At 63.2% G+C, this 23446-nt stretch carries 23 protein-coding genes; 11 read left to right on the plus strand and 12 right to left on the minus strand.

Translation table 11 applies throughout. The features are described from left to right. The first annotated feature begins 11 nt into the window (after positions 1–11). Both mutL and KG698_RS10490 read left to right on the plus strand, forming a co-directional pair. On the plus strand, positions 12–1832 hold the full coding sequence (gene mutL / locus KG698_RS10485) for a DNA mismatch repair endonuclease MutL (RefSeq protein ID WP_213685514.1): 1821 nt from the start codon (positions 12–14) through the stop codon (positions 1830–1832). A gap of 3 nt (positions 1833–1835) precedes the next feature. Next, positions 1836–3323: a DNA recombination protein RmuC gene (locus KG698_RS10490; RefSeq protein WP_300983565.1), complete on the plus strand. Its 1488-nt coding sequence runs from the start codon at positions 1836–1838 to the stop codon at positions 3321–3323. Positions 3324–3400: 77 nt separating this feature from the next. Here KG698_RS10490 and KG698_RS10495 read toward each other — a convergent pair whose 3' ends face one another. After that, positions 3401–4579 carry an acetyl-CoA C-acyltransferase gene (locus tag KG698_RS10495; protein ID WP_213685554.1) on the minus strand — a complete coding sequence of 393 codons (1179 nt, stop codon included), beginning with the start codon at positions 4577–4579 and terminating at the stop codon, positions 3401–3403. An 84-nt stretch (positions 4580–4663) separates the two neighbouring features. Here KG698_RS10495 and KG698_RS10500 point away from each other — a divergent pair, with 84 nt between their 5' ends. The 4 genes from KG698_RS10500 (at position 4664) to KG698_RS10515 (ending at position 7721) form a co-directional block, all read left to right on the plus strand. Next, the gene (locus KG698_RS10500) at positions 4664–5020 is read left to right on the plus strand and encodes an STAS domain-containing protein (RefSeq protein WP_213685515.1); all 357 of its coding nucleotides are present in this window, start codon (positions 4664–4666) and stop codon (positions 5018–5020) included. Beyond that, a complete protein-coding gene (locus KG698_RS10505; protein WP_213685516.1) occupies positions 5017–5496 on the plus strand; it encodes an ATP-binding protein in 480 nt (159 codons plus the stop codon). Before KG698_RS10500 ends, KG698_RS10505 begins: the two co-directional genes overlap by 4 nt. Positions 5497–5753: 257 nt before the next feature. After that, the gene (locus KG698_RS10510; protein WP_213685517.1) at positions 5754–7337 is read left to right on the plus strand and encodes a gamma-glutamyltransferase family protein; all 1584 of its coding nucleotides are present in this window, start codon (positions 5754–5756) and stop codon (positions 7335–7337) included. A gap of 3 nt (positions 7338–7340) precedes the next feature. Continuing rightward, complete coding sequence (locus KG698_RS10515) at positions 7341–7721, plus strand: rhodanese-like domain-containing protein (protein WP_213685518.1); 381 nt, start codon at positions 7341–7343, stop codon at positions 7719–7721. Between the two features lie 11 nt (positions 7722–7732). On the opposite strand, the gene hspQ is transcribed toward KG698_RS10515, so the two are convergent. Continuing rightward, positions 7733–8059: a heat shock protein HspQ gene (gene hspQ, locus KG698_RS10520; protein ID WP_213685519.1), complete on the minus strand. Its 327-nt coding sequence runs from the start codon at positions 8057–8059 to the stop codon at positions 7733–7735. A gap of 86 nt (positions 8060–8145) precedes the next feature. On the opposite strand from hspQ, the gene KG698_RS10525 reads away from it, so the two are divergent. Both KG698_RS10525 and KG698_RS10530 read left to right on the plus strand, forming a co-directional pair. Continuing rightward, positions 8146–9027 (plus strand): AEC family transporter, encoded by an 882-nt coding sequence (locus KG698_RS10525; protein ID WP_213685520.1) that lies wholly within the window; start codon positions 8146–8148, stop codon positions 9025–9027. An 87-nt stretch (positions 9028–9114) separates the two neighbouring features. Beyond that, the gene (locus KG698_RS10530) at positions 9115–9705 is read left to right on the plus strand and encodes a lytic transglycosylase (RefSeq protein WP_213685521.1); all 591 of its coding nucleotides are present in this window, start codon (positions 9115–9117) and stop codon (positions 9703–9705) included. Between the two features lie 13 nt (positions 9706–9718). Here KG698_RS10530 and KG698_RS10535 read toward each other — a convergent pair whose 3' ends face one another. The 4 genes from KG698_RS10535 to KG698_RS10550 all read right to left on the minus strand — a co-directional run bounded on the left by KG698_RS10535 (position 9719) and on the right by KG698_RS10550 (position 15925). Continuing rightward, positions 9719–10315: an outer membrane lipoprotein carrier protein LolA gene (locus KG698_RS10535; protein ID WP_213685522.1), complete on the minus strand. Its 597-nt coding sequence runs from the start codon at positions 10313–10315 to the stop codon at positions 9719–9721. Between the two features lie 62 nt (positions 10316–10377). Then, a complete protein-coding gene (locus tag KG698_RS10540; RefSeq protein ID WP_213685523.1) occupies positions 10378–13272 on the minus strand; it encodes a DNA translocase FtsK in 2895 nt (964 codons plus the stop codon). A 12-nt stretch (positions 13273–13284) separates the two neighbouring features. Further along, positions 13285–14469: an aminotransferase class I/II-fold pyridoxal phosphate-dependent enzyme gene (locus KG698_RS10545; protein ID WP_213685524.1), complete on the minus strand. Its 1185-nt coding sequence runs from the start codon at positions 14467–14469 to the stop codon at positions 13285–13287. A gap of 106 nt (positions 14470–14575) precedes the next feature. Further along, positions 14576–15925: an amidase gene (locus KG698_RS10550; protein ID WP_213685525.1), complete on the minus strand. Its 1350-nt coding sequence runs from the start codon at positions 15923–15925 to the stop codon at positions 14576–14578. 87 nt (positions 15926–16012) lie between these two features. On the opposite strand from KG698_RS10550, the gene KG698_RS10555 reads away from it, so the two are divergent. Next, the gene (locus KG698_RS10555) at positions 16013–17236 is read left to right on the plus strand and encodes an FAD-dependent monooxygenase (RefSeq protein ID WP_213685526.1); all 1224 of its coding nucleotides are present in this window, start codon (positions 16013–16015) and stop codon (positions 17234–17236) included. Between the two features lie 35 nt (positions 17237–17271). On the opposite strand, the gene KG698_RS10560 is transcribed toward KG698_RS10555, so the two are convergent. The 5 genes from KG698_RS10560 to KG698_RS10580 all read right to left on the minus strand — a co-directional run bounded on the left by KG698_RS10560 (position 17272) and on the right by KG698_RS10580 (position 20778). Then, on the minus strand, positions 17272–17424 hold the full coding sequence (locus tag KG698_RS10560) for a Trm112 family protein (protein WP_213685555.1): 153 nt from the start codon (positions 17422–17424) through the stop codon (positions 17272–17274). Positions 17425–17453: 29 nt separating this feature from the next. Continuing rightward, positions 17454–18098, minus strand: coding sequence for an LON peptidase substrate-binding domain-containing protein (locus KG698_RS10565; RefSeq protein ID WP_213685527.1), 645 nt, complete (start codon positions 18096–18098; stop codon positions 17454–17456). A 27-nt stretch (positions 18099–18125) separates the two neighbouring features. Further along, on the minus strand, positions 18126–19052 hold the full coding sequence (locus tag KG698_RS10570; RefSeq protein ID WP_213685528.1) for a co-chaperone YbbN: 927 nt from the start codon (positions 19050–19052) through the stop codon (positions 18126–18128). 69 nt (positions 19053–19121) lie between these two features. Further along, complete coding sequence (locus KG698_RS10575; RefSeq protein ID WP_213685529.1) at positions 19122–19910, minus strand: exodeoxyribonuclease III; 789 nt, start codon at positions 19908–19910, stop codon at positions 19122–19124. A gap of 181 nt (positions 19911–20091) precedes the next feature. Beyond that, positions 20092–20778: a response regulator transcription factor gene (locus KG698_RS10580; RefSeq protein ID WP_213685530.1), complete on the minus strand. Its 687-nt coding sequence runs from the start codon at positions 20776–20778 to the stop codon at positions 20092–20094. Positions 20779–20919: 141 nt separating this feature from the next. On the opposite strand from KG698_RS10580, the gene ribA reads away from it, so the two are divergent. Then, positions 20920–22011 (plus strand): GTP cyclohydrolase II, encoded by a 1092-nt coding sequence (gene ribA / locus KG698_RS10585; RefSeq protein WP_213685531.1) that lies wholly within the window; start codon positions 20920–20922, stop codon positions 22009–22011. Next, positions 22008–22520 (plus strand): L,D-transpeptidase family protein, encoded by a 513-nt coding sequence (locus KG698_RS10590; RefSeq protein WP_213685532.1) that lies wholly within the window; start codon positions 22008–22010, stop codon positions 22518–22520. The genes ribA and KG698_RS10590 overlap by 4 nt, the downstream gene beginning before the upstream one ends. 3 nt (positions 22521–22523) lie before the next feature. Here KG698_RS10590 and KG698_RS10595 read toward each other — a convergent pair whose 3' ends face one another. Further along, entirely contained in the window at positions 22524–23177 is a 654-nt protein-coding gene (locus KG698_RS10595) for a YggS family pyridoxal phosphate-dependent enzyme (RefSeq protein ID WP_213685533.1), read from the minus strand. Between the last annotated feature and the right edge of the window lie 269 nt (positions 23178–23446).

Here is a 23446-nt window from a genome sequence, read left to right on the forward strand (position 1 = left end):
GGTTTTGGGGTATGTCGCTTGATGACCCCAAAATAAGCCGTCCCATCATCCGCCAATTGGATGAAACCGCGATCAACCGGATCGCGGCGGGCGAGGTTGTGGAGCGCCCCGCCTCCGCCGTCAAAGAACTGGTCGAGAACGCGCTTGATGCCGGTGCCACGCGCGTGCTGATCGAGGTGGCCCACGGCGGCAAGTCGCTCATCCGCGTCAGCGACGATGGCTGCGGCATGGGGCCGGATGACATACCGCTTGCGCTGTCGCGCCATGCCACATCCAAGATCGACGGCAGTGATCTTTTGAATATCCAAAGCTTTGGCTTTCGCGGCGAGGCGCTGCCATCGCTCGGTGCCGTGGGGCGGCTCAAGATCACCAGCCGTATCGCAGGGCAAGAGGGGCATGAGATCGCCGTCAATGGCGGCGTGACCGAGGGGCTGCGCCCCGCTGCCCTCTCGCGCGGGACCATCGTGGAATTGCGCGATCTGTTCTTTGCCACACCCGCGCGGCTGAAATTCCTGCGCAGCGACCGGGCCGAGATGCAGGCGATCACCGATGTCGTCCGCCGCCTTGCCATGGCCGAACCCGCCGTTGGCTTTACGCTCAAGGACATGACCGATGCGGGGCGCGTGGTGCTGCGCGCCGATCCCGAAAGCGGCGATTTGTTCGATGCGCTGGCGGGGCGTTTGCGCGGGCTTTTGGGGCGCGATTTCATCGACAATGCGCTGATGATCGACGCCGAACGCGATGGGCTTTGCTTGCGCGGTTATGCGGGCCTTCCCACCGCATCGCGCGGCGCGGCGGTGGCGCAGTTTTTCTTCGTCAACGGCCGGCCAGTGCGCGACAAGCAACTCTATGGCGCACTCAGGGCGGGCTACATGGATGTGCTGGCACGCGACCGGCACCCGGCGGCGGCGCTGTTTCTCGACTGCCCGCCCGCGCGGGTGGATGTGAACGTTCACCCCGCCAAGGCCGAGGTGCGCTTTCGCGACCCCGATCTGGTGCGCGGGCTTGTCGTCTCGGCCTTGCGCCATGCGCTGGCGGGTGCGGGGCCGCAAAGCGCCACAACCATCGGCGACGGCATGCTAGGCGCGTTCCAGCCCGAGGCGGCCACGCCGCGCATCTACCAGATGGACCGCCCCAGCCAGACAAGCCTGATCCGCGCCCGCGATTGGCAAGCCCCGCATCTGGCCGAAGCGCCCGCCCCCTGGACCCCTTCCGCCCGCGTCGAAGAGGGGGCAGCGCCCCCCGAAGAGACCGCCCGCCCCTTGGGTGCCGCCCGCGCGCAACTCCATGAAAACTACATCATCGCTCAGACCGAAAGCGGCATGGTGATTGTCGATGCTCATGCCGCCCATGAACGGCTGGTTTATGAACGCCTCAAGCGCCAGATGAATGAGACCGGGATCGCGCGCCAAGCGGCTCTGATCCCCGAGATCGTCACGCTAGGCGCGGATGCCGAGCGCCTCATCGCCCACGCCGATGATCTGGCCACCCTTGGGCTGATCATCGAACCCTTCGGCCCCGGCACCATCGCCGTGCGTGAAACCCCGGCCCTTTTGGGCACCGTCGCGGTTGCGCCGCTCCTGCGCGACATTCTCGACCAGATCGACGATCTGGGCCGGTCCGAGGCGTTGCGCGCGCGGCTTGACGCGGTTCTCTCGCGCATCGCTTGTCACGGATCGGTGCGCACCGGTCGCCGGATGAGCGCCGAGGAAATGAACGCCCTTCTGCGCGAGATGGAGGTGACGCCGAAATCGGGCCAATGCAACCATGGGCGGCCCACCTTCGTCACGCTGGCGCTAGCCGATATCGAAAAACTCTTTGGGCGGAGCTGAGCCATGGAAAACGCGCCACTCTTCGCCCTTCTCGACGGCTTCGCCGCCGATCTGCGCGCCTCCTCCCCCTTCGGCGCGGGTGTCGACCCGCTGCCCGCCTATCTGATCTTGGCGCTTCTGGCGGTGGTGGCGCTGATCATCGCACTCATCAGGCGCGGCGCGCGGCTGAAACGGGCCGAGGCCGGGCTGGCCGAGATGGAGGGCCTGCGCCGCCAGATCGCCGTGGGCGAGGCGCGCGCCGAGCGCCTGCCCCTGCTCGAACACGCCCTGACCGAGGCGCGCGAGGAACGCGACGGGCTTTTGGGTGCACTCAATCAGGCCGAGGCAAAGCTCGAGACCGTTGAGCGCAGCCACACCGCCCGGCTCGAGGAATTGCGCGGGTTGAACGAGGCGCTGCAGGGCAAGTTCAAGACGCTTGCCAATGAGGTGCTCGAGGGCAACTCCAAAGCTTTTCTCGACCGCGTTACCGAACGTTTCGCCACCCACACTGAGACCGCAAAGTTGGAGCTGGACGCGCGCCAGAAAGCAATCGACGGGATGGTCAAACCGCTTAGCGAAAAGCTGGGGGCGTTCGACACCATCCTGCGCGAGATGGAGAAACACCGCACCGACGCCTATGGCGCGATCCGCGAACAGGTGGAGCATCTGAAACTTGGCCAAGCCCAGCTCTCGGGCGAGACGCGGAAACTGGTGCAGGCCTTGCGCGCACCCAAAACACGCGGACGCTGGGGCGAGATGCAGCTGCGCCAAGTGTTTGAGCTTAGCGGCATGGCCGAGCATGTCGATTTCGAGACAGAAGCGACCATGCGGACCGATGACGGGCTTCAGCGGCCTGACGCCATCGTGCGCATGCCGGGGGGGCGGTCACTGGTCATCGACGCCAAGACCTCGCTCGATGGCTATCTCGATGCTTTGGAGGCTGACACGCCCGAGGCGCGCGATATCGCCATCACACGCCATGCGCGGCAGGTGGCCGATCATGTGCGGCTTTTGTCATCCAAGAAATACCACGACCTTTTAGCAGACACGCCCGATTTCGTGGTGATGTTCATCCCCGGCGATGTCTTCCTGTCAGCGGCCGTCGAAAGCGACCCCGCGCTTTTGGAACGCGCGATGCAGTCGCGCGTGGTCATCGCCACCCCCTCGACCCTGATCGCATTGCTCAGGACCATCGCCTTTGGCTGGCAGCAAGAGGCGATTGCCGAAAACGCCGTGACCATCCACCGCGAGGCCAAAGAGCTTTATGGTCGCCTCGCCGTTTTCGCCGCCAATCTGCAAAGGGTTGGCGTGGCGCTGAACCGCTCGGTCGACAGCTACAACAAGGCGATGGGCTCGCTCGAGGCACGCGTGCTGCCCTCAGCCCGCAAGCTTGAGGCGATGCAGGTGGTGCAAACCCCCGCGCCCGAATTGCAAGACGCGCCAAGGGTGGAACTGGTGCCGCGACGGCTGACGGCGGCGGAGCTGCTCACCTCGGACGACAGCGAGGACTGAGGGGGCGCAAAACACCTGTTTTGCGCACGTGAGAACGCAAGTTTTCCTGTGCGTTTTCCAAGTGGAAAACGCACCCCTCACACCCGTTCTATCGCGATCGCCGTGCCTTCGCCGCCACCGATGCAGATCGCGGCGACCCCGCGCTTCAACCCGTGCCGTTCCAGCGCATTGAGCAGCGTCACCATGATCCGCGCGCCCGATGCACCGATGGGATGGCCCAGCGCACAGGCCCCGCCATGAATGTTCATCTTTTCGCGCGCCACGCCCATCTCGCGCATGAAGGCCATGGGCACCACCGCAAAGGCCTCGTTCACCTCCCACAGATCGACATCATCGACCGACCACCCCAGCCGGTCCAATAGCTTACGCGCCGCCGGGATGGGCGCGGTCGCGAACAACCCCGGTTCTTGCGCATGCGACGCATGGCCCAGCACCCGCGCGCGGACCCGCAGCCCGTGCCCCTCGGCCACATCGCGACGCGCCATGACCAAGGCCGCAGCCCCATCCGAGATGGACGAGGAATTGGCCGCCGTCACTGTCCCGTCCTTGCGAAAGGCGGGCTTCAAGGTCGGGATCTTCTCGGGCCGTGCATTGCCGGGCTGTTCATCGGTGGTGACGGTGACCTCACCCTTGCGGGTCGTGACGGTGACGGGCGTGACCTCGGCCGCGAAGGCCCCGCTTGCGATGGCCTTCAGCGCATTTTCAAGCGAGCCCAGCGCATAGTCATCCTGCGCCGCGCGCGTGAACTGGAACGCTTGCGCGCAATCTTCGGCGAATGTGCCCATCAGCCGGCCCCGATCATAGGCATCTTCAAGCCCGTCGAGGAACATGTGATCTTGCGCTTGCGCATGACCCATCCGCGCGCCGCCGCGCATTGCGGGCAAAAGATAGGGGGCGTTCGACATCGATTCCATGCCGCCCGCCACGATGACATCCGCCCGACCCAGTGCCAGCGCATCGCATGCAAACATCGCGGCCTTCATCCCCGAGCCGCACATTTTGTTGAGCGTGGTGGCCGGCACCTCCTTGGGCAATCCAGCCTTGAACCCCGCTTGCCGCGCCGGTGCCTGCCCTTGCCCTGCGGGCAGGACGCACCCCATCAACAGCTCATCCACCAAAGCCGGGGCAACACCGGCATCAGCCAGCGCCGCAGCAATCGCCGCGCCCCCCAGATCGGCCGCCGTGGCACCGCTCAGCGTGCCTTGAAAGCCGCCCATCGGCGTGCGCGCCGCCCCTGCGATCACCACCTCTTGCATCATTGCCTCTCCCCGCAGTCGCGCTCACCGATTGGTAAGGATTTCGCCTTATTGCGAACCGGACATCCGAGTGGAGAATATGCCATGAACATGAGTTTCGAAAGCCGCAGCATGCTGGGCATTCTCACGGTCGCTGAAAACCGGATCGACGCCAGTGTCGCCATCGCCTTCAAGGATCGGTTTCGCGATCTTGTCGCGGGGCATGACGGTGATGTCATCCTTGATCTTGGACAGGTTGCTTTCATCGATTCCAGCGGGCTGGGCGCCATCGTTGCCGCGCGTAAATTGCTGGGCGGTGCGCGCAAACTGATTTTGGCCGGGCTGACACCCGCCGTGAACAAGGTCATGACGCTGACCCGCATGCATATGGTCTTTCCCATTCATGCCAATACTGAAACGGCCGTGGCGGCGCAGATCGACACCGCACAGGCCGCGCAATGATCGCCACAGCGCGGGGCGCGGCGGGGCCGCGTGGCTTGATCAGCCTGCATTTTCCCGCCCAAGATGTCGCGGTGCGCGCCGCGCTGCTTAAGGTCGACGCCCATTTGCGCAGCCTAGGGATCGACGATGATCTGTGCGACCGCACACAGATCGCGCTGGCCGAGGCTTGCAATAACATCGCCGAACACGCCTATGCGCAGGTTTACAGCGATGATCCCAGCATCACGCTGGATATCGCCTGCGACAGGGGCGGCATCCAAGTCACGATACGCGACAAGGGCGGACCAATGCCCGAGGGGCAATTGCCCGGCCCCGACCTTCCGCCGCTCGATCTTGATGATCCTTATCTTCTGCCAGAGGGCGGGTTTGGCTGGCCCATCCTGCGCAGCATGGCACGCGCGCTCAGCCTGTCGCGCTGTAATGGCCAAAACATTTTGCGCTTCCGCCTGCCTGCTACTGACAATCCGGCAAACTAGGGCTTTGTGCCATCTGAATGCCAAATTCTCTCCGCATTGCCGCCAAGTTTCTGGGCAAAAACGGCGCTGTAGCTGCGAAGGCTTCCCTCGGCGTCGCGTATCATAGCCCCCACCCAGTGCGCGGCGTCGAGGACTTGCAGCCACCACTGCCCCGGTATTCACACCGTCACGGCCGCAGTTCCCGCTCGCTTCCCCTTGCCCTCGCCGCCGCCCCGGTTAGGTTGCGCGTCAACCGCTGCACGAGGGAGGGACACATCATGCGCGACTTTCATCACCCCGGCCGATCCGCCGCTTTCGCCGAAAACGGCATGTGCGCCACATCGCACCCGATTGCGGCACAGGCCGCCGTCGAAATCCTGAAAGCGGGCGGCAATGCCGTTGATGCCGCTATTGCGGGCGCTGTGCTTTTGGGCCTGTGCGAACCGGCGATGACCGGGATCGGCGGCGATTGTTTTGCGCTGATCAAACCGGCGGGCAGCGAAGATATCATCGCGATCAACGGATCGGGCCGCGCGCCTGCCGCCCTCTCGGCCGAGGCGCTGCGCGAAAAGGGTCACAGCAAGATGCCCGTCTTCGGCGACCCCGCCGCTGTGACGATCCCCGGCGCAATCGATGCCTTTTGCCAATTATCGCAAGACCATGGCAAGCTTGGCCTCGATGCTGTGCTCGCCCCCACCATCCGCTACGCCGAGGCGGGCGTGCCCGTCGCGCCGCGCGCGGGCTTCGACTGGCTGCATCACCATGACAATATGAACGCCACCGCGCGGCGTTTCTACCTGATCGACGACGCGCCGCCGCGCGTGGGCCAGTTGTTCCGCCACCCCCAGCAGGCCGAGGTGTTGCGCCGCGTCGCCACCCAAGGCCGCGCCGGTTTCTACGAGGGCGAAGTGGCCGAGGATATGGTCGCCTCGCTCCGCGCCTTGGGCGGTGTCCACACGCTCGAGGATTTCGCCAATACGCGCAGCAGCTATGGCACGCCGGTCAGCGGCAATTACAAGGGCATCGAACTGGTCGAGCATCCGCCAAACGGCCAAGGTGCGACCGCGATCCTTTTGGCCAATATCTTGGCCGAGTTCGACCTGCCGTCGATGGAACCTTTCGGCACCATGCGCGCCCATATCGAGGCAGAGGCGACGAAACTCGCCTATGATGCGCGCGAGCGTTTCGTGGCCGATATGGATCACATGACGCGGCTGGCCCATATGCTTGACCCGGCCACCGCCAAGAAACTGGCAGCCCTGATCGACCCCACCCGCTGCATCGACAACCCCCGCACATTGAGTGCCGAGGCGCACAAGGAAACCATCTATATCACTGTCGTCGACAGCGACCGCATGGCCGTGTCGTTGATCTATTCGGTGTTCAAGGATTTCGGCTCTGGCATTGCCTCCGACAAGTTCGGTGTCTTGTTCCAGAACCGTGGCGCGGGCTTCACACTGGAAGCAGGCCACCCGAACGAGGCGGCGGGCGGCAAGCGCCCCATGCACACGATCATCCCCGCGATGCTCAAGCAAAACGGGCGCGTGATCATGCCCTTTGGCGTGATGGGCGGCCAGTATCAGGCCACCGGCCACGCGCGGATGCTGACCAATATGGTCGACTACGGCCTTGGCCCGCAGGAAATGATCGACGCGCCGCGCTGTTTCAGCGAGTTCGGCGAGATGAAGGTCGAGAAAGGCTATAGCGACAAGGTGCGCCAAGAACTCAGCGATTTGGGCCATGCCGTTTCCACCCCCGATGTCGGCATTGGCGGGGCGCAGGCGATCCGCATTCACCATGAACTCGGCACGCTCGAGGGTGGGTCTGACCCGCGTAAAGACGGCATCGCGCTGGGCTATTGAGCGATGGCAATCACACCCGTCAAAGATATGGTGATGGCCGCGAAAGCGGCTATCACCTCGCTCTCGACCGAGGCCGCCGCCGCTGAAGTGGCGCATGGTCAGGCCGTTTTCGTCGATATCCGCGACCCGCGCGAGTTAGAGCGCGAGGGCAAGCTGCCCGGTGCCATCCACGCGCCGCGCGGCATGCTAGAATTTTGGGTCGACCCCGCCAGCCCCTACCACAAAGAGGCGCTGGCAACCGACAAGCGGTTGATCCTTGTCTGCGCAGGTGCGTGGCGCTCAGCCTTGGCGACCAAGGCGCTACAGGATATGGGGCTAGAAAACGTGGCCGAGATGGAGGGCGGCTTTTCCGCCTGGAAAGCCGAGGGGCGGCCCATCGACTGACCCGGCACGGGTCAGTTCAGCTGAAACTCCAGCGGATAGCGCCCATCGCGGAACTCGCCGAACAGATCGGGCAGGTCGGGGTGATCGACCGGCTCGCCGCTGTCGTCTGGCACAAGGTTCTGCTCCGAGACATAGGCGACATAATAGGTCTGATCGTTCTCAGCCAGCAGGTGGTAAAAGGGCTGTTCTTTCGCCGGGCGCGCCTCTTCGGGGATGGCGGCATACCACTCATCGGTATTGGCAAATTGCGGATCGATATCAAAAATCACACCCCGAAACGGGTGTTTACGGTGGCGAACCACCTGACCGAGACCGTATTTTGCCGTGCTTTTCAGCATGTGGCTGAACCCCCTTGAACACGCTTCCTATCGCGCGCATGGGGGGATTGTCCATGAGTCGCGCAATCGCAGGAAGGAAACAGATTGTGGAAATCGCCCTGACTGTGCTTGCAATCGTGGCCCCTGTTTTCCTTTTGGGCAGTGCCGGTTTTGTCTGGGCCAAGGCGGGTTACGACTATCCAACCGCCTTTGTCACCCGCATCGCGATGACGCTGGCGGTGCCTTGCCTGATCTTCACCGCGCTGATGCAGGCCGATATCGCCCTCTCGACATTGGGCGCGCTGACCTTGGCCAGCCTATTGGCCTATGTCGCGGTCATCGCGCTGAGTTGGGGGGTGGTGGCCGTGCTGCGCCTTGACCGCGCGGCCTATGTCGCGCCGCTGGCCTTTGGCAATACCGGCAATCTGGGCCTGCCCTTGGCCTTGTTCGCTTTTGGTGAAACAGGCTTGGGGCTGGCCGTGGTGGTGTTTGCGGTGATGGCGATCTTGACCTTCACCATTGGGCTTTGGCTGGTGGCCGGCGGCACCTCGCCCGCCCGGATGCTGCGCGAGCCGATGCTATGGGCGACGCTCTTGGGTGGGCTGTTTCTTACCATGGGATGGGAAACGCCCGAATGGCTGACCCGTTCGCTCAGCTTGATGGGCCAGATGGCCATTCCCTTGATGCTGGTCACGCTGGGCGTGGCGGTCGCGCGGCTCAAGGCGGGGCGGATCGGGCGCGCGCTGTGGCTGTCATCGGCCAAGCTCGCCCTTGGTCTGGTCGCAGGCGTCATTGCAGGGCGCGCCTTCGACCTCGACCCCGTGGCCTTTGGCGTCTTGGTCTTGCAAATGGCGACACCGGTGGCCGTGACATCCTACCTTTTGGCGGAACGCTATGACGCCGATCCCGATGCGGTTGCGGGGCTAGTGATGGTCTCGACCTTGATGTCGGTGGCGACACTTCCCATCACCTTGTCATTTCTTCTTTAGACAGCCCAAAGGCCGCATTCACAAAACGGTTCATTTCGGTTACAGTGGAAGCAATAGAACCGGAAAATTCGGGCACGAGCAGGCATCATGGAACGACGGGTATTCATCACGGGCGGGCTCGCCCTATTTCTGGCTGGCTGTGGATCAAGCGGGGCACGGAACAGCGCGCCGCGCAACCTCGACAATGCCTGCCTTTTGGCCGCCGAGCGGCCGCATTACCTGCGCGCGATGCAACGGACCGAACGCCGCTGGGGCGTGCCCGTGCATGTGCAAATGGCGACCTTTCACCAAGAAAGTAGTTTCATCGGCAACGCACGCCCACCGCGCCGCTACGCCTTTGGCTTTATCCCAAGGGGGCGGGTCAGCTCGGCCTATGGTTATAGCCAAGCCCTTGACGGGACATGGGATGATTACCGTGCCGCCACGGGGCGGCGTAGCGCACGGCGCACGGATATCGATGACGCCGCCGATTTCATGGGCTGGTATATGAACCGCACGCGCGAACGCAATGGCGTGGCGCTGACAGATGCGCGCAACCAATACCTTGCCTATCACGAAGGGCATACCGGCTTTGCGCGCGGCAGCCACAACTCAAAGCAGTGGTTGCTAAATGTTGCCGACCGCGTCGCAAGCCGTGCCGCCATGTATCAAAGGCAATTGAGCAGCTGCCGCACCTAGAACGCGTCACGCTCTAATCGCGCGTGCGATCTGAAATCTCTTGGGTGATGTTGAACAAGGAGGCGGGCAAACGCCCCCCCTGCACCATCGCCCCCAGCACAAGCGTGGTCTGCGCACCGCTATTGTCGGTGATGATCCATTGCCGCAATTCGACGGGATTATCGGTAAAGATAAGCTCGATGGTGCCAATCTCGGGGCGATTTGGGTCTTGCGCCGTGACACGCGTGGCGATGCCGTCAAACATATGCCCCACAACCTTACCCGAAGCGGCCAGATCGACATTGCGCGCCAAGATCAGGTTCAGCGGCGTTTGCGCCAGCGGATATTGCTCGGGCGGCGTATTCGAGCGGCCATCGAAAATCGCCACTTGCTGGCCACCGGCAATCACGACCAATTCGTCACCGGCGTAATCGAAACGCATCCGGCCGGGGCGATGCAAATAGATTTCGCCCGTCGCAACCGTGCCATCGGCATTGATCTGGGTAAAACTCCCCTCGGCGGTCGTCAGCCCATTCAGATAGGCCGACAAGGCATCAAGCGACACAAGATCGGCGCGCGCGGGCATCGCGGCGGCAAGGCTAAGGGCAAGGCAAACCAACAAGCGTTTCATGAGCCCAAGATAAGCCTTTCCACTGGCCCATAAAGGGCAAACGCACCGCGATCACGTAAGCGTCAATCTTGCTCCGGCACCAAGATCTCGCGCTTGCCGACATGGTTGGCGGTGCTGACCAGCCCCGCATCCTCCATCTGTTCGACCAGACGCGCGGCCTTGTTGTAACCCACGCCCAGCTTGCGCTGGATGTAAGAGGTCGAACATTTCCGATCCTTGATCACAATCGCCACGGCCTGATCATAAAGCGCATCTTCGCCATCGGTATTGCCGCCGGTGTTCAGGCCCAGAACCGCGTCAATATCGCTTTCGCGATCGTCATCTGGGCCTTCCAGCACGCTCGAGGCATATTCCGGCGGCCCAAAGGATTTCAGATGGCGCACGATCTCCTCGACCTCTTCGTCGCGGACAAAGGGGCCGTGGACGCGGGTGATCTTGGCACCACCCGCCATGTAAAGCATGTCGCCCATGCCCAATAGCTGCTCGGCACCCTGTTCACCAAGGATGGTGCGGCTGTCGATTTTGGATGTCACGTGGAAGGAAATCCGCGTCGGGAAGTTCGCCTTGATCGTGCCGGTGATCACATCGACCGAGGGGCGCTGGGTGGCCATGATCAGGTGAATACCGCTTGCGCGCGCCATCTGGGCCAAACGCTGGATACAAGCCTCGATCTCTTTGCCTGCGACCATCATCAGATCGGCCATCTCGTCGACGATAACGACGATATAGGGCATGGTCACGGGCTGGAATTCCTCGGTCTCGAACACCGGATCGCCCGTTTCGTCATCAAAGCCGGTCTGGTAGGTGCGCTTGAACATCTCGCCCTTGGCCAGCGCCTCGCGGACGCGGCCATTATAGCCGTCGATGTTGCGCACGCCCATTTTGGACATTTTGCGATAGCGCTCTTCCATCTCGCCCACGACCCATTTCAGCGCCACAACCGCTTTCTTCGGGTCGGTCACCACCGGGCTGAGCAGATGCGGAATGCCGTCATAGACGGAAAGTTCCAGCATCTTGGGGTCGATCATGATCATCCGGCATTCTTCGGGCGAAAGCTTGTAAAGCAAGCTCAGGATCATGGTGTTGATCGCCACCGATTTGCCCGAACCGGTCGTGCCCGCGATCAGCAGATGGGGCATTTTCGCAAGGTTGGCGATGACCGGGTCGCCGCCGATATCCTTGCCCAAGGCCAGCGGAAGCCGCTGATTGCCGTCGCCAAAGCTGCGGTGGCTCAACAATTCGCGCAACAGCACCTTTTCGCGGTGTTCATTGGGCAATTCGATCCCGATGACCGAACGGCCCGGCACGGTCGAGACACGCGCGGAAAGCGCCGACATCGAGCGCGCGATATCATCGGCCAAACCGATCACACGGCTGGCCTTCAGGCCCGGCGCGGGTTCCAACTCGTACATCGTGACCACGGGGCCGGGGCGAACGCTGACGATCTCGCCCTTCACGCCGTAATCATCCAGCACCGATTCCAGCATCCGGGCGTTTTCTTCCAGCGCTTCATCGCTCAGATGCGGGCGCTGGATCTGGACCGTATCGGGGTTTTCCAACAGGGCAAGCGACGGCGGCTCATAAGCGGCATCCGCCTTGGCCTGTAAAGGCAGCGAGGGCTGCGCATCGGCCATCGCCTGTTTCGAAGGCGTCGGCTTGCGCGTCAGCGCACGCTGCATCACGCGGCGCTGCAACTCGGTCTGCGGCAGCGCAGGCGCGGGGCCACGCGCTAGGGGCGCAGACGCGATCAACTCGCTTGGATCATGGTCATCATCGATGAACATATTATCATCGACATCATCCATCAGTTCGGGCGCGGGCGCGGCGTTGCGCGCAACCAGCGGCGGCTCGACCCGATGCGCGGCGGTCAGGGGCGGCTCGGCCCTGATCACCGGCTGTCCTGCGGCGGCGGCACCAGCGGCCAAGATGCCCGCCCCAACAGGCAGTGCCGCCATGCGACGCTGTGGGGTCTCGACCGGGGGCGGCGGGCCACGGCGCATACGGTCGCGGATCACATCGCTGATGCGGGCGCGAATACGCTCTTGCTCGGCGCTGCTTTGCGCCGGCTCTTCCACGGCGAAATCATGTTCATCGGCCTCGGCGCTGCGCGCAAGCAAGCTTGGCATGCGGCCCAATATCCCACCTGCCCGGCGCACCTTTGTCGGCGCAATCTCTGTCTGCGGCTGTGCGGCAAGCGGCTGGATAGCGCGCGGCGCGGGCGCTTGCATCATGCTGTGGGCGGCAAGCCCCGCCTCGCGGCGTTCTTGGCGCAGACGGGCAAGTTCACCGGCAGCACGACCCGCACCATTGCCCGCATTGCGCAACCCACCCGAGACGACCGCGCCAAGCGCCACAAGTCCCAGCAAAAAGTAGCGCAGCCCCAGGCGTAACTCTGCACGATCAACACCCATGACAAAGCCCGCCATCAGCATGCAAAGCACAAAGGCCAAAGCGGCGACCAGTTTCAGCCCCAGCTGCGGGGCCATCGGCAAAGCGTTCAACAGCGCGCCCACGACCGTGTCACCAAACAAGCCGCCAAGGCCAAAGCTATGCACCCAAGCCTGCGAGGGTGTCAGGCTCGCGGCATAGATCGCGGCCAGCGCAACGGCGATGGGCAAAAAGGCGATGCGCCCCAACACGCGGTCATGGCGGTTGCTGCGCAAGAACCGCATACCCCAAACACCCGAAGCAATCGGCAAAACCACCGCGCCATAGCCCATGATCATGATCAAGATCGCCGCAACCGACGCCCCAACATGGCCCAAAAGGTTTTGTGGCACCGCATCGGTGGCCGCCATGAAATGCGGATCATCCGGCGCATAAGACCACAACATCGCCGCAAGCGCCGCACCAAGGCCCAACAGGGCGAAACCAAGCGCTTTTTGCCCAAAACGCATCAGCATCTCATGCGTCTGATCATCGAGAAGGGGGTCACGCTGTCTGGTCTGATAGGCCATCTTCGTTCGTCCTCATTCGCCGTAAAGGCATGACCGCAACCGGGTCAGCCCATCGCGCATTTCATCTTCGGGCGCGACCATCGCCACGCGCAGCCTGTCGGCGCCGGGGGTCACACCATCAACCTCGCGGGCAAGATACGCGCCGGGCAAAACCCGCACGCCTGTCTCACGCCACAGCTTCACCGCCGCCGCCTCGCCATCGGCGACGGGCAGCCACAAAAAGAACCCCGCTTGCGGCGGGCTATAGCCGGGCACATCGCCAAAGATCTCGTCGGCAATGGCGTATTTCGCGCGGTAAAGCGCGCGGTTTTCCACGACATGGGCCTCGTCGCTCCATGCGCGCGTCGCCACGGCCTGCAGCGGCAGGGGAAGCGGCGCGCCTGCGTAATTGCGAAGCTGCTTCATCCGCGCGATGCTTTCCGGCCCACCGGCAGCAAAGCCCGACCGCAACCCCGGCATGTTCGAGCGTTTGGACAGCGAGTGGAAAATCACCACCCGCTCGGGATGCGCGCCCATCTGGGCCGCGATCTCAAGCGCGCCGGGCGGGGGCGTGTCGCGATACAACTCGGAATAACATTCATCGGCGAAAATCTGGAAATCATAGCGCTCGGCCAGCGCGATCAGATCACGCCACCAGCCCGCATCGGCCACGGCCCCTTGCGGGTTGGCGGGCGAACACAGGTAGGCGATGCTGACCCGCTCCAAGATCTCGGGCGGTAGGCTGGCGTAATCGGGCAGATCACCCGTCGCAGCGGTGGCCGCCACATAGACGGGTTCCGCCCCCACGGCCAAGGCCGCCACGGCATAGACCTGATAAAACGGGTTGGGCATCAAGACGACAGGCACCTTGCCACCCTTGGTTTCCGGGCAAAGCGCAAGACAGGCGTTGAACAACCCCTCGCGCGTGCCGTTCAGGGGCAGGACTTGGCGGTCTGCACTGACATTCACGCCATAGCGCCGCGCAATCCATGCCGCGATCGCGGTCTGCAATTCCGGCGTGCCGTCATTGGCGGGGTAGCGCCCGATCCCCTCAAGACTATCGGCAATGACATCGCCGACCCAAGCCGGAAAGGGATGGCGCGGCTCGCCGATGGTCATATGCACGACGGGGCCACCCGGCGCATGCACATCGAGAAGCTTCCGCAAACGCGGAAACGCATATTCGGGCAGGTTCGAGAACCGCTCGGGAAACGCCATAGGACTGCCTCAATATCGGGGTCATGTCGCCCCGTTTGAAGACAAGCTACAGCGTCCCGGCCCTGCGGTCCAGAAAAAGCAGCGCGATATCACGCGGCTGTGGCCTTCAGGTCAACGCCGCCTCGGCCGCCGCCCCCAAACGCAAGAGCCGCTCATCACCCATGGCTGCACCCAGCATCATCAAACCGCATGATGGCACAGCGGTGGGCAAGCTCAAACCGCACAGCCCCATGAGATTACCCACACGCGTATTGCGCAGCGTAAGCAGGTTCTCGGTGACATAGAAATCGGGATCTTTCATCAACCGGTCCACATCGGGCGGCAGATTGGGCACAGTGGGCAGCAAGACCGCGTCATAGCCCGCGGTCGCGCGCGCCCAAACCGCGCGCAATTCATGAAGCCGCCGCCACGCCGCAACATAATCGGGCGCGCTGAAATCCTTACCGCCCCGGAAACGTTCAAGAATACGGGAATACATCTTTTCGGGTGCCGCTTCGATCACATCGCGCCATGTGCCATAGCCCTCGGTCGCAAAGAGCGCGGGCGAGAGGCCCATCGCCTCTTCGATCCCGGCCACCGTGCCGCTTTCAACCCGTGCGCCCGCATGGGCCAGCGCCTCGACCGCGGTGAAAAAGGCCCTGCGCGGCCCATCGCGGACATCGCTTGCATAGGGTTCAAGCACCAAGAAACGAACACCCTTCAGCGACGCACCGCGCAGATCGGCGGGCTTGCCCCCCTCCATCACCGCCAAAAGCTGGGCGCAATCCTCGACCGTGCGGCAGAGCGGGCCGACCGTGTCAAAGCTTTCGGCCAAAGGCACGACACCTTTTAGGCTCAGCCGCCCATGGGTGGTTTTCAGCCCCACCAGATCATTCCACGCCGCCGGAACACGCACCGACCCGCCGGTGTCAGACCCAATCCCCGCCGCCGCCAGACCAAAGGCGACCGAAGCCGCCGCCCCCGAGGATGAGCCGCCCGGTGCCAATGCCGGATCATTCACATTGGGCGGTGTGCCGGGGCGCGGATCGATATTGCCACCATAGGCGGGGTTCACCCCAAGCCCCGCAAAGGCCAGCTCTGACATATGTGTTTTGCCCAAACAGACCGTCCCGGCCTGCGTCGCGCGTTGTAACACGGCCGCATCAGCCTCAGGGATGCGCCCCGCAAGCAGCATGGAGCCTGCCTCGGTCACGATACCGGCGGTATCGAACAGGTCTTTCCAACTGATCGGCACACCGTCAAGCAAGCCGCGCCGAAATCCTGATTTGGCCCTTTTGCGCGCGCCCTCAGCCTCGGCCAAGGCGCGTTCGCGGGTCATGCGCACATAGATGCGCGACCCGAATTCATGCGCGCTTGCCGCATCCAAAAACGCCTCGGTCAGCGCGACAGGGTCGATCTTGCCCGCGCCGATCCCGCGCCCAAGGTCACTTGCGCTTTGCCTCAACCAATCTGACATGCTCTCACCCCTGCCCATGTTGTCGCGGGCAAGGCTACATGCGGCGCAAGGCATGGACAATCCCGCAGCGCGACCCATAGTCGGGGTATGAAGCATGATACGGATATCTTGATCGTCGGCGGCGGGCTGAATGGGTGCTGCCTTGCACTGGCTTGCGCGCAGGCCGGGCTTTCCAGCATCGTGATCGACGCCCTGCCAGTCAAGGCGCGCGCCGATGTCGGCTTCGACGGGCGCTCCTATGCGCTGGCGCTGGCATCGGTCAGGATGCTTTCCGCGCTGGCGCTGTGGGATGATCTGGCCGACCATGCCCAGCCGATCTTGCAGATCAAAGCCTCTGACGGGCGGGCGGGCGAAGGGGCCGCGCCCTTCTTCCTGCATTTCGACAGCGCCGAGTTAGAAGAAGGCCCAATGGGCCATATGCTCGAAGATCGCTATCTGCGCCGCGCTTTGTTAGCGGCGATGGAGGCGCATCCTTCGATCACCCACCGCCCCGATACCACCGTCATCGCGCAGACGACCGAGGGGCAGGCAAGTGTAAGCCTCGCCGATGGCACCATTTTGACCGGGCGCATCTTGATCGGGGCCGATGGCCGCCGCTCGGCCACGGCCATGCGCGCGGGGATCAAGCGGACGGGCTGGGAATACGGCCAGACCGCGCTGGTGACAGCGATTGCGCATGAATTGCCCCATCACGGGATCGCGCATCAATTCTTCATGCCGCCGGGGCCATTGGCGATCTTGCCATTGACCGGCAACCGTTCGTCCATCGTCTGGTCCGAACGCGCGCAAGATGCCAAGCGCCTGATGGCCGCCGATGACGCGGCCTTCCTTGCGCATCTGCGGCCACGTTTCGGGGATTTTCTGGGCGAGATCGCACTGACGGGCCAGCGCCACAGCTACCCGCTGGGCCTCAGCATCGCCAATGCTTTCGTGGCCGAGCGCTTGGCGCTGGTCGGTGACGCCGCCCATGGTATTCACCCGATTGCGGGCCAAGGTCTGAACCTTGGGCTGCGCGATATCGCGGCGCTGGCCGAGGTGCTGGCCGATGCGACGCGCCGTGGCGAAGATATCGCCTCCCCCTTGGTCTTGGAGCGCTACCAAACATGGCGCCGCTTCGACACTGCCGCCTTGGCTGTCACGACCGATGGGGTGAACCGCCTGTTTTCCAACGATAACCCCGCACTCAGGGCGATCCGCGATATCGGCATGGCGGCGGTGAGCGCCATCCCAGCGCTGCGCCGGGGCTTCATGCGGCAGGCCGCCGGGCTTACGGGCGATCTGCCACGGCTGCTGCAAGGGCGCGCGCTCTAGGCGGCGATGCGCGTTCCGGCGCACCATCCGCCACTCTACTCCAACGCACGCGCCTCGGACTCGAGCATAATCGGAATACCGCCCCGGATCGGATAGGCCAGATTGGCCGCTTTCGAGATCAGCTCTTGGCGGTCCGCATCATAGCTCAGCGGCGCATGGGTGATCGGGCACACCAAGGCCTCCAGCATGCGGCGCTCGATGGTGACGCCATCGTCGCTCACTGCATCATCTCTTCGGTCGTGCCGCCGCGCAGGGCAAACTCGATCAAAGTGACCAAAGTCTCGCGCCGCGTGGTCAGCGATGGTGCCTCAAGCAGGGCTTGCTTTTCCTCGGGGTCAAAGGGGCAGAGCATCGAAAGCGAGTTGATCATCAACTCATCCTCCGCCTCTTTCAGGCTGCTCCAATCGGTCGAAAGCGACAGCGCCTCGAAATAGCGGCCCAGCAAATCCAAAAAGCGGGTGCGGTCAAAACCGCGATCAACCTCGGTCGGGCCAAGATCGGCGGCAAAGCCATCCCATGAGACATCGCAGCGCCGATAGGGGGTGAACCCCCCCACCTCTTGGCGGATACGAAAGCGCGACATGCCCGACAGTGTGATCAGGTAGCGCCCATCCTCGGTTTCCGAAAACTGCGTCACCCGGCCCGCGCAACCGATGCTGTGCAACCGCTTTTCGTCCGAGCCCGGCACCTCGCGCGATTGCACCATCCCGATCAGGCGATGTGGCGTCTTGAGCGCGTCATCCAGCATCGCCAGATAGCGCGGCTCAAAGATATGCAGCGGCAGCCGTGCGCGCGGCAGCAACAGCGCACCGGGCAGCGGAAACACCGCGATGGTTTCGGGTAGGTCGGCAAAAGACATCATGGGCAACGAACTAGCCCCCCGCGCGGCTTAGGCAAAGATCAGCGACGACAATTTCCGACGACCGTTCAAGGCAATGGGATCTTGTGGCTTGAGCGCATCGAAAATGGTGAAGAGCTGCGTTTTGGCCGCGCCATCATTCCATTCGCGATCCCGGCGGAATAGCTCGAGAAGCTGATCAACCGCCTCTTGCACCTGACCGGCCGCATGCAGCGCCGTGGCATAGTCAAAGCGTGCTTGATGATCCTTCGGGTCTGCCTCAACCGCTGCTTGCAACTCTCCCAAGGGGCCAACATCGGCGGCTTGGCGGGCCAGCGCGATCTGGGCGCGCACCGCCTCAAGCTCGGGTGAGGTGGCGATGGCATCGGGGGCAAGGTTCAAGATATTTTCGGCCTGATCGATCTGACCCAAGGCCAGATGTGCCCGCGCAAGACCGCTTGTGGCGGCGACATTCTCCGGCTCTTCTCCGAGGATAGCGGCAAAGGTCTGGGCGGCATCATCAATCGCACCCTCGGCCAACATCTGCTCGGCGGCCTCGATTGCCTCGGCCAGCCCATCATCACCGACAAGGGCGGTCAGGCGCGCGATGAAGTCCTTGATCTGCCCTTGCGGCACGGCCCCTTGGAACATATCGACCGGGCGGCCCTGATAAAAGGCGACAACCGTCGGGATGGATTGCAGCGGCAAGCCCTGTTGGGCCAAGGCGGCCGCAAGGCGCTGTTCGCGGTCAACATCGATCTTGACCATCTTGACCTTGCCCTTGGCCGCAGTCACGGCCGCCTCGAGCATGGGCCCAAGCGTTTTGCACGGGCCGCACCATGTGGCCCAGAAATCGACGATCACCGGCACATCGGCGCTGCCATCGATCACATCGGCCATAAACGTCGCCTCGGTGCCATCCTTGATCAGGTTGGCCGCCCCTGCAGCAGCGTTTTGTGTTTGTCCCAACTCCAGCATCGCATATCTCCGTCACAGCTGCGCGCGTTCACGCCCTATATGCGGTCACATGTGCCGCGCGCCAAGGCCTCAAAGGTCGAATGTCGCAAAGACCGGCACATGATCGGATGGCCGCTCCCATCCGCGGGCGGCGCGCAAGATGCGGCTGCCATGCGCGGCATTAGCGATATCGCGGCTGGCCCAGATATGATCAAGGCGGCGACCGCGATCCGCACTGTCCCAATCCTGCGCCCGATAGGACCACCAGCTATAAAGCGGGCCTTGCGGAATATCGGCGCGGGTCACATCGACCCAGCCGCCTGCCTCTTGCGCCGCGTCCAGATGGTCAACCTCGATGGGTGTGTGGCTGACCACCTTCAAAAGCTGTTTGTGGTTCCACACATCATCCTCGCGGGGGGCGATATTCAGATCACCCACCAAGATCGATTTGCCCTGTGGATCAGACCCGAACCAATCGCGCATCTCGGTCAGGAAATCGAGCTTGTGGCCGAATTTCTCGTTGATCATGCGGTCGGGCTCATCGCCGCCTGCTGGCACATAGAGATTGTGGATCGTCACCCCATTCTCCAGCCGGGCCGCGACATGACGCGCATCGCCCTTGGCACAGAAATCGCGCTGCCCGGCATCGGCAAGCGGCAGCCGCGAGATGATCGCCACGCCGTTATACCCTTTTTGCCCGCGCGCCACGATATGGGGATAGCCCAACGCGGCAAAGACCTCGGCGGGGATCTTATCGACGGGGGATTTGCATTCTTGCAAGCACAGCACATCAGGGGCTTCTTCGGTCAAAAGCTTGCCCACCAGATCGGCGCGCAGCCGGACGGAATTGATGTTCCAAGTCGCAAGGGTAAAGGGCATGGCGCGCGCTCCGCTGATCTTATCGGCTGTGGCATGGGTCTAATCGGCCAAGCCCCGGATGGCCAGCGCAGAGCGCAAAAGAAAGGCCCGAACCATCGGTCCGGGCCAGTCTCACAGGGAGGTAATATCATCAGAGTGACGCGCAACCGCTGGCTGCACCTTGATCTGGATCAAACCCGCGTCACGCCACCAGCCGGTAGCCGCCGCTTTCCGTCACCAAAAGGCGCACATTGGCCGGGTCGGGTTCGATCTTTTGGCGCAGGCGGTAGATATGCGTCTCCAGCGTGTGGGTCGTGACACCCGCATTATATCCCCAGACCTCGTGCAACAGCACCTCACGCGCGACCACACCATCTTGGGCGCGGTACAGATATTTCAGGATATTCGTCTCTTTCTCGGTCAGGCGGATTTTCTTGGCATCCTCCGTCTCCAAAAGCTTCATCGCGGGCTTGAAGGTATAGGGGCCAAGCTGGAACACCGCATCCTCGGATTGCTCATGCTGGCGCAGCTGCGCACGGATGCGCGCCAAAAGCACCGGAAAGCGAAACGGCTTGGTCACGTAATCATTGGCCCCTGCATCAAGGCCCAAGATCGTGTCAGAATCGGTATCATGTCCGGTCAGCATCAAGATCGGGCATTTCACACCCTGCTTGCGCATCAAGCGGCACAATTCGCGCCCGTCCGTATCGGGCAGGCCCACATCAAGGATCACCAGATCATAAAGCGCCTCACGCGCGCGGGTCATGCCATCGGCACCTGTCGCGGCCTCGAAGACGTCGAAATCCTCGGTCATCACAAGCTGTTCGCTCAACGCCTCGCGCAGGTCATCATCATCATCGACCAGCAGGATTTTCTTCAACGTCGCCATGGAAAGCTCCTTTCTCACGCCCTGTGATCAAGCTTGGCAAGTTGACAGGCTTTGACAAGCGTTTGACATGCAATCTCACGCCGACGTGTCGTGATCAGGGGAAATGTTTCAAATCCTGCGCGGGCAAAGTATGGATGCGTCATGAGCCTATTGCCAAGCCCAACGGAAACCATCGCGCGCGCCCGGTCCGATCTTCGGGTCGGGCTACCTGTCGTGATCACCGATGGTGCGCGCGGGCTGTTGGTTTTGGCCGCCGAAACGCTGAGTGCCGCGCGCCTTGATGGGTTGCGCGCGCTGGGTGAGGGGGCGGTGGTGGCAATCACGCAGCGCCGGGCCGAAACGCTGAAAACCCCCGCCTATGACGGCGATCTGGCACGGCTACGCCTGCCGTCTGCCATGGGGGCCGATTGGGTGCGCGCGCTGGCCGACCCTGCCCGCGACCTAAGCGATCCGCTCAAAGGCCCACTCACCAGCCTGCGCGAGGGGGGGGCCGACCTGCACCGCCTTGCCTTGGGCCTGACCAAATCCGCCCAGCTTTTGCCCGCGATTGTCGCGCTCGAACTGGCCGACCCCAAGGCACAGGCAAACCAATTGGGCGCGGCGCTGTTGCAGGCCGCTGATCTTGCACAAGATCTGGCACTGCATCACCCGCTCTTGCCCGTCGCCGCCGCCCGCCTTCCGATGGAAGCGGCCGAGGCCGGGCGCTTGCATATCTTCCGCCCCGAAAACGGCGGGGTAGAGCATTACGCCATCGAGATCGGCCGCCCCGACCGTAGCCAGCCGGTGCTGGCGCGGCTGCATTCGGCATGCTTCACCGGCGATGTGCTGGGCAGCCTGAAATGCGATTGCGGCCCGCAACTGCGCACCGCACTGGCCGAGATGGGCCGCTTGGGCGCAGGCGTTCTGCTCTACCTCAACCAAGAGGGGCGCGGGATCGGGCTGACTAACAAGATCCGCGCCTATCACCTGCAAGATCAAGGCTTTGACACGGTCGAGGCTAATCACCGCTTGGGCTTTGAAGATGATGAGCGTGACTTCCGCATCGGTGCCGATCTGCTCAAGCGGATGGGCTTTGACGCGGTGCGGCTGATGACCAACAACCCCCGCAAAGTAGCGATGATGCAAGCCGAAGGCATCACCGTGGCCGAGCGCGTGCCGCTGATCACCGAGACGGGGCGGCACAACGCCCATTACCTTGCGGTCAAACGCGACAAATCGGGGCATATGCTGTGAAATCGCGCGATATGGTGGTCACGCCCATGGGCCTGCGCTTTTTGGGACGGATGTTTCCCATGCGGCTTGGGCGCGGTGGCGTCACGCTGGACAAGCGCGAGGGCGATGGCGCGACACCGGCAGGCGTGCATGGCATCGTGGGTTGCCTATACCGCCCCGACCGCTTGGCGCGGCCCTGCGATTGGGCGGTGCCGATCCGGCCCGGTGATCTGTGGTGCGACGATCCAAAGCACGAGGATTACAACCTAATGGTGCGCGCGCCCTTTGCGGCCAGCCACGAGGTCTTGCGCCGCGCCGATCCGCTTTACGATATCGTCTTGATCACCGATTGGAACTGGCCGCGCGCGCTGCATAACGCGGGCTCGGCGATTTTCATTCACGCATGGCGCGGGCCGGGGCATCCGACGGCGGGCTGTATCGCGCTTGACCCCGATGATCTGCGCTGGATCGTGGCGCGCATCGGGTTTCAAACCCGGCTGGTGGTGCCGGAAGGTTTGGCGGGGCGCTGAGCGCTAGTCATAGGCCCGTTCACCGAAAATCGCAGACCCCACGCGGATATGCGTCGCGCCAAGGGCGATGGCGCTCTCGAAATCAGCCGACATGCCCATCGACAGCCCGGTCAGCCCGTTTCGCGCGGCGATCTCGGCCAAAAGCGTGAAATGCAGGCTTGGCGCTTCCTCGACCGGGGGGATGCACATCACCCCCAATAGCGGCAGGCCCAGCGCCCGCGCCTGCGCGATAAACGCATCGGCATCTTCGGGCAGAACACCGGCCTTTTGCGGCTCGGCCCCGGTATTGACCTGCACAAACAGTTCGGGGCAGCTGCCCCGCTCATCTGCCAGACGGGCAAACGTCTCGGCCAGCTTGGGCCGGTCAAGCGTGTGGATCACATCGAACATCTCAACCGCTTGGCGCGCTTTGTTGGTCTGCAACGGCCCGATCAGGTGCAGCTTGATCCCGTCAAAACGCGCTTGGAAGTCGGGCCAGCGGCCAGCCGCCTCTTGCACGCGGTTCTCGCCAAAGATGCGCTGCCCTGCCATCAGCACGGCCTCCACCCGTTCGGGCGGTTGCACCTTGGATACGGCAATCAACGTCACATCCTCGGGCTTGCGCCCGGCGGCGGTGGCGGCTGTCGCGATGCGGCTCTGAATATCATTCAATCCCATGGCAACAGCTTAGGCCAAAAGAAAAGAGCGGGCGCAAGGCCCGCTCTTTCCAAAACGATGATCCGGTTGGATCAGAAGGACATGGTCAGACCAAGATCCCACACATCCGCACGTGCTGCGGCACCGGGACGGTCGACACTGCCGACAGCCGCCGGGGTTATAGCCAATCCTGGGTAGGATTAGAACTTCATTGCGACGCCGAAATCCCAGCGATCGACATTGTTGACTTCGCCAACACCGCCGGCGAGCGTTACACCGCCACCAAGATT

The organism is Roseicyclus sp. (assembly GCF_018402035.1).
Classification (GTDB): domain Bacteria; phylum Pseudomonadota; class Alphaproteobacteria; order Rhodobacterales; family Rhodobacteraceae; genus Roseicyclus.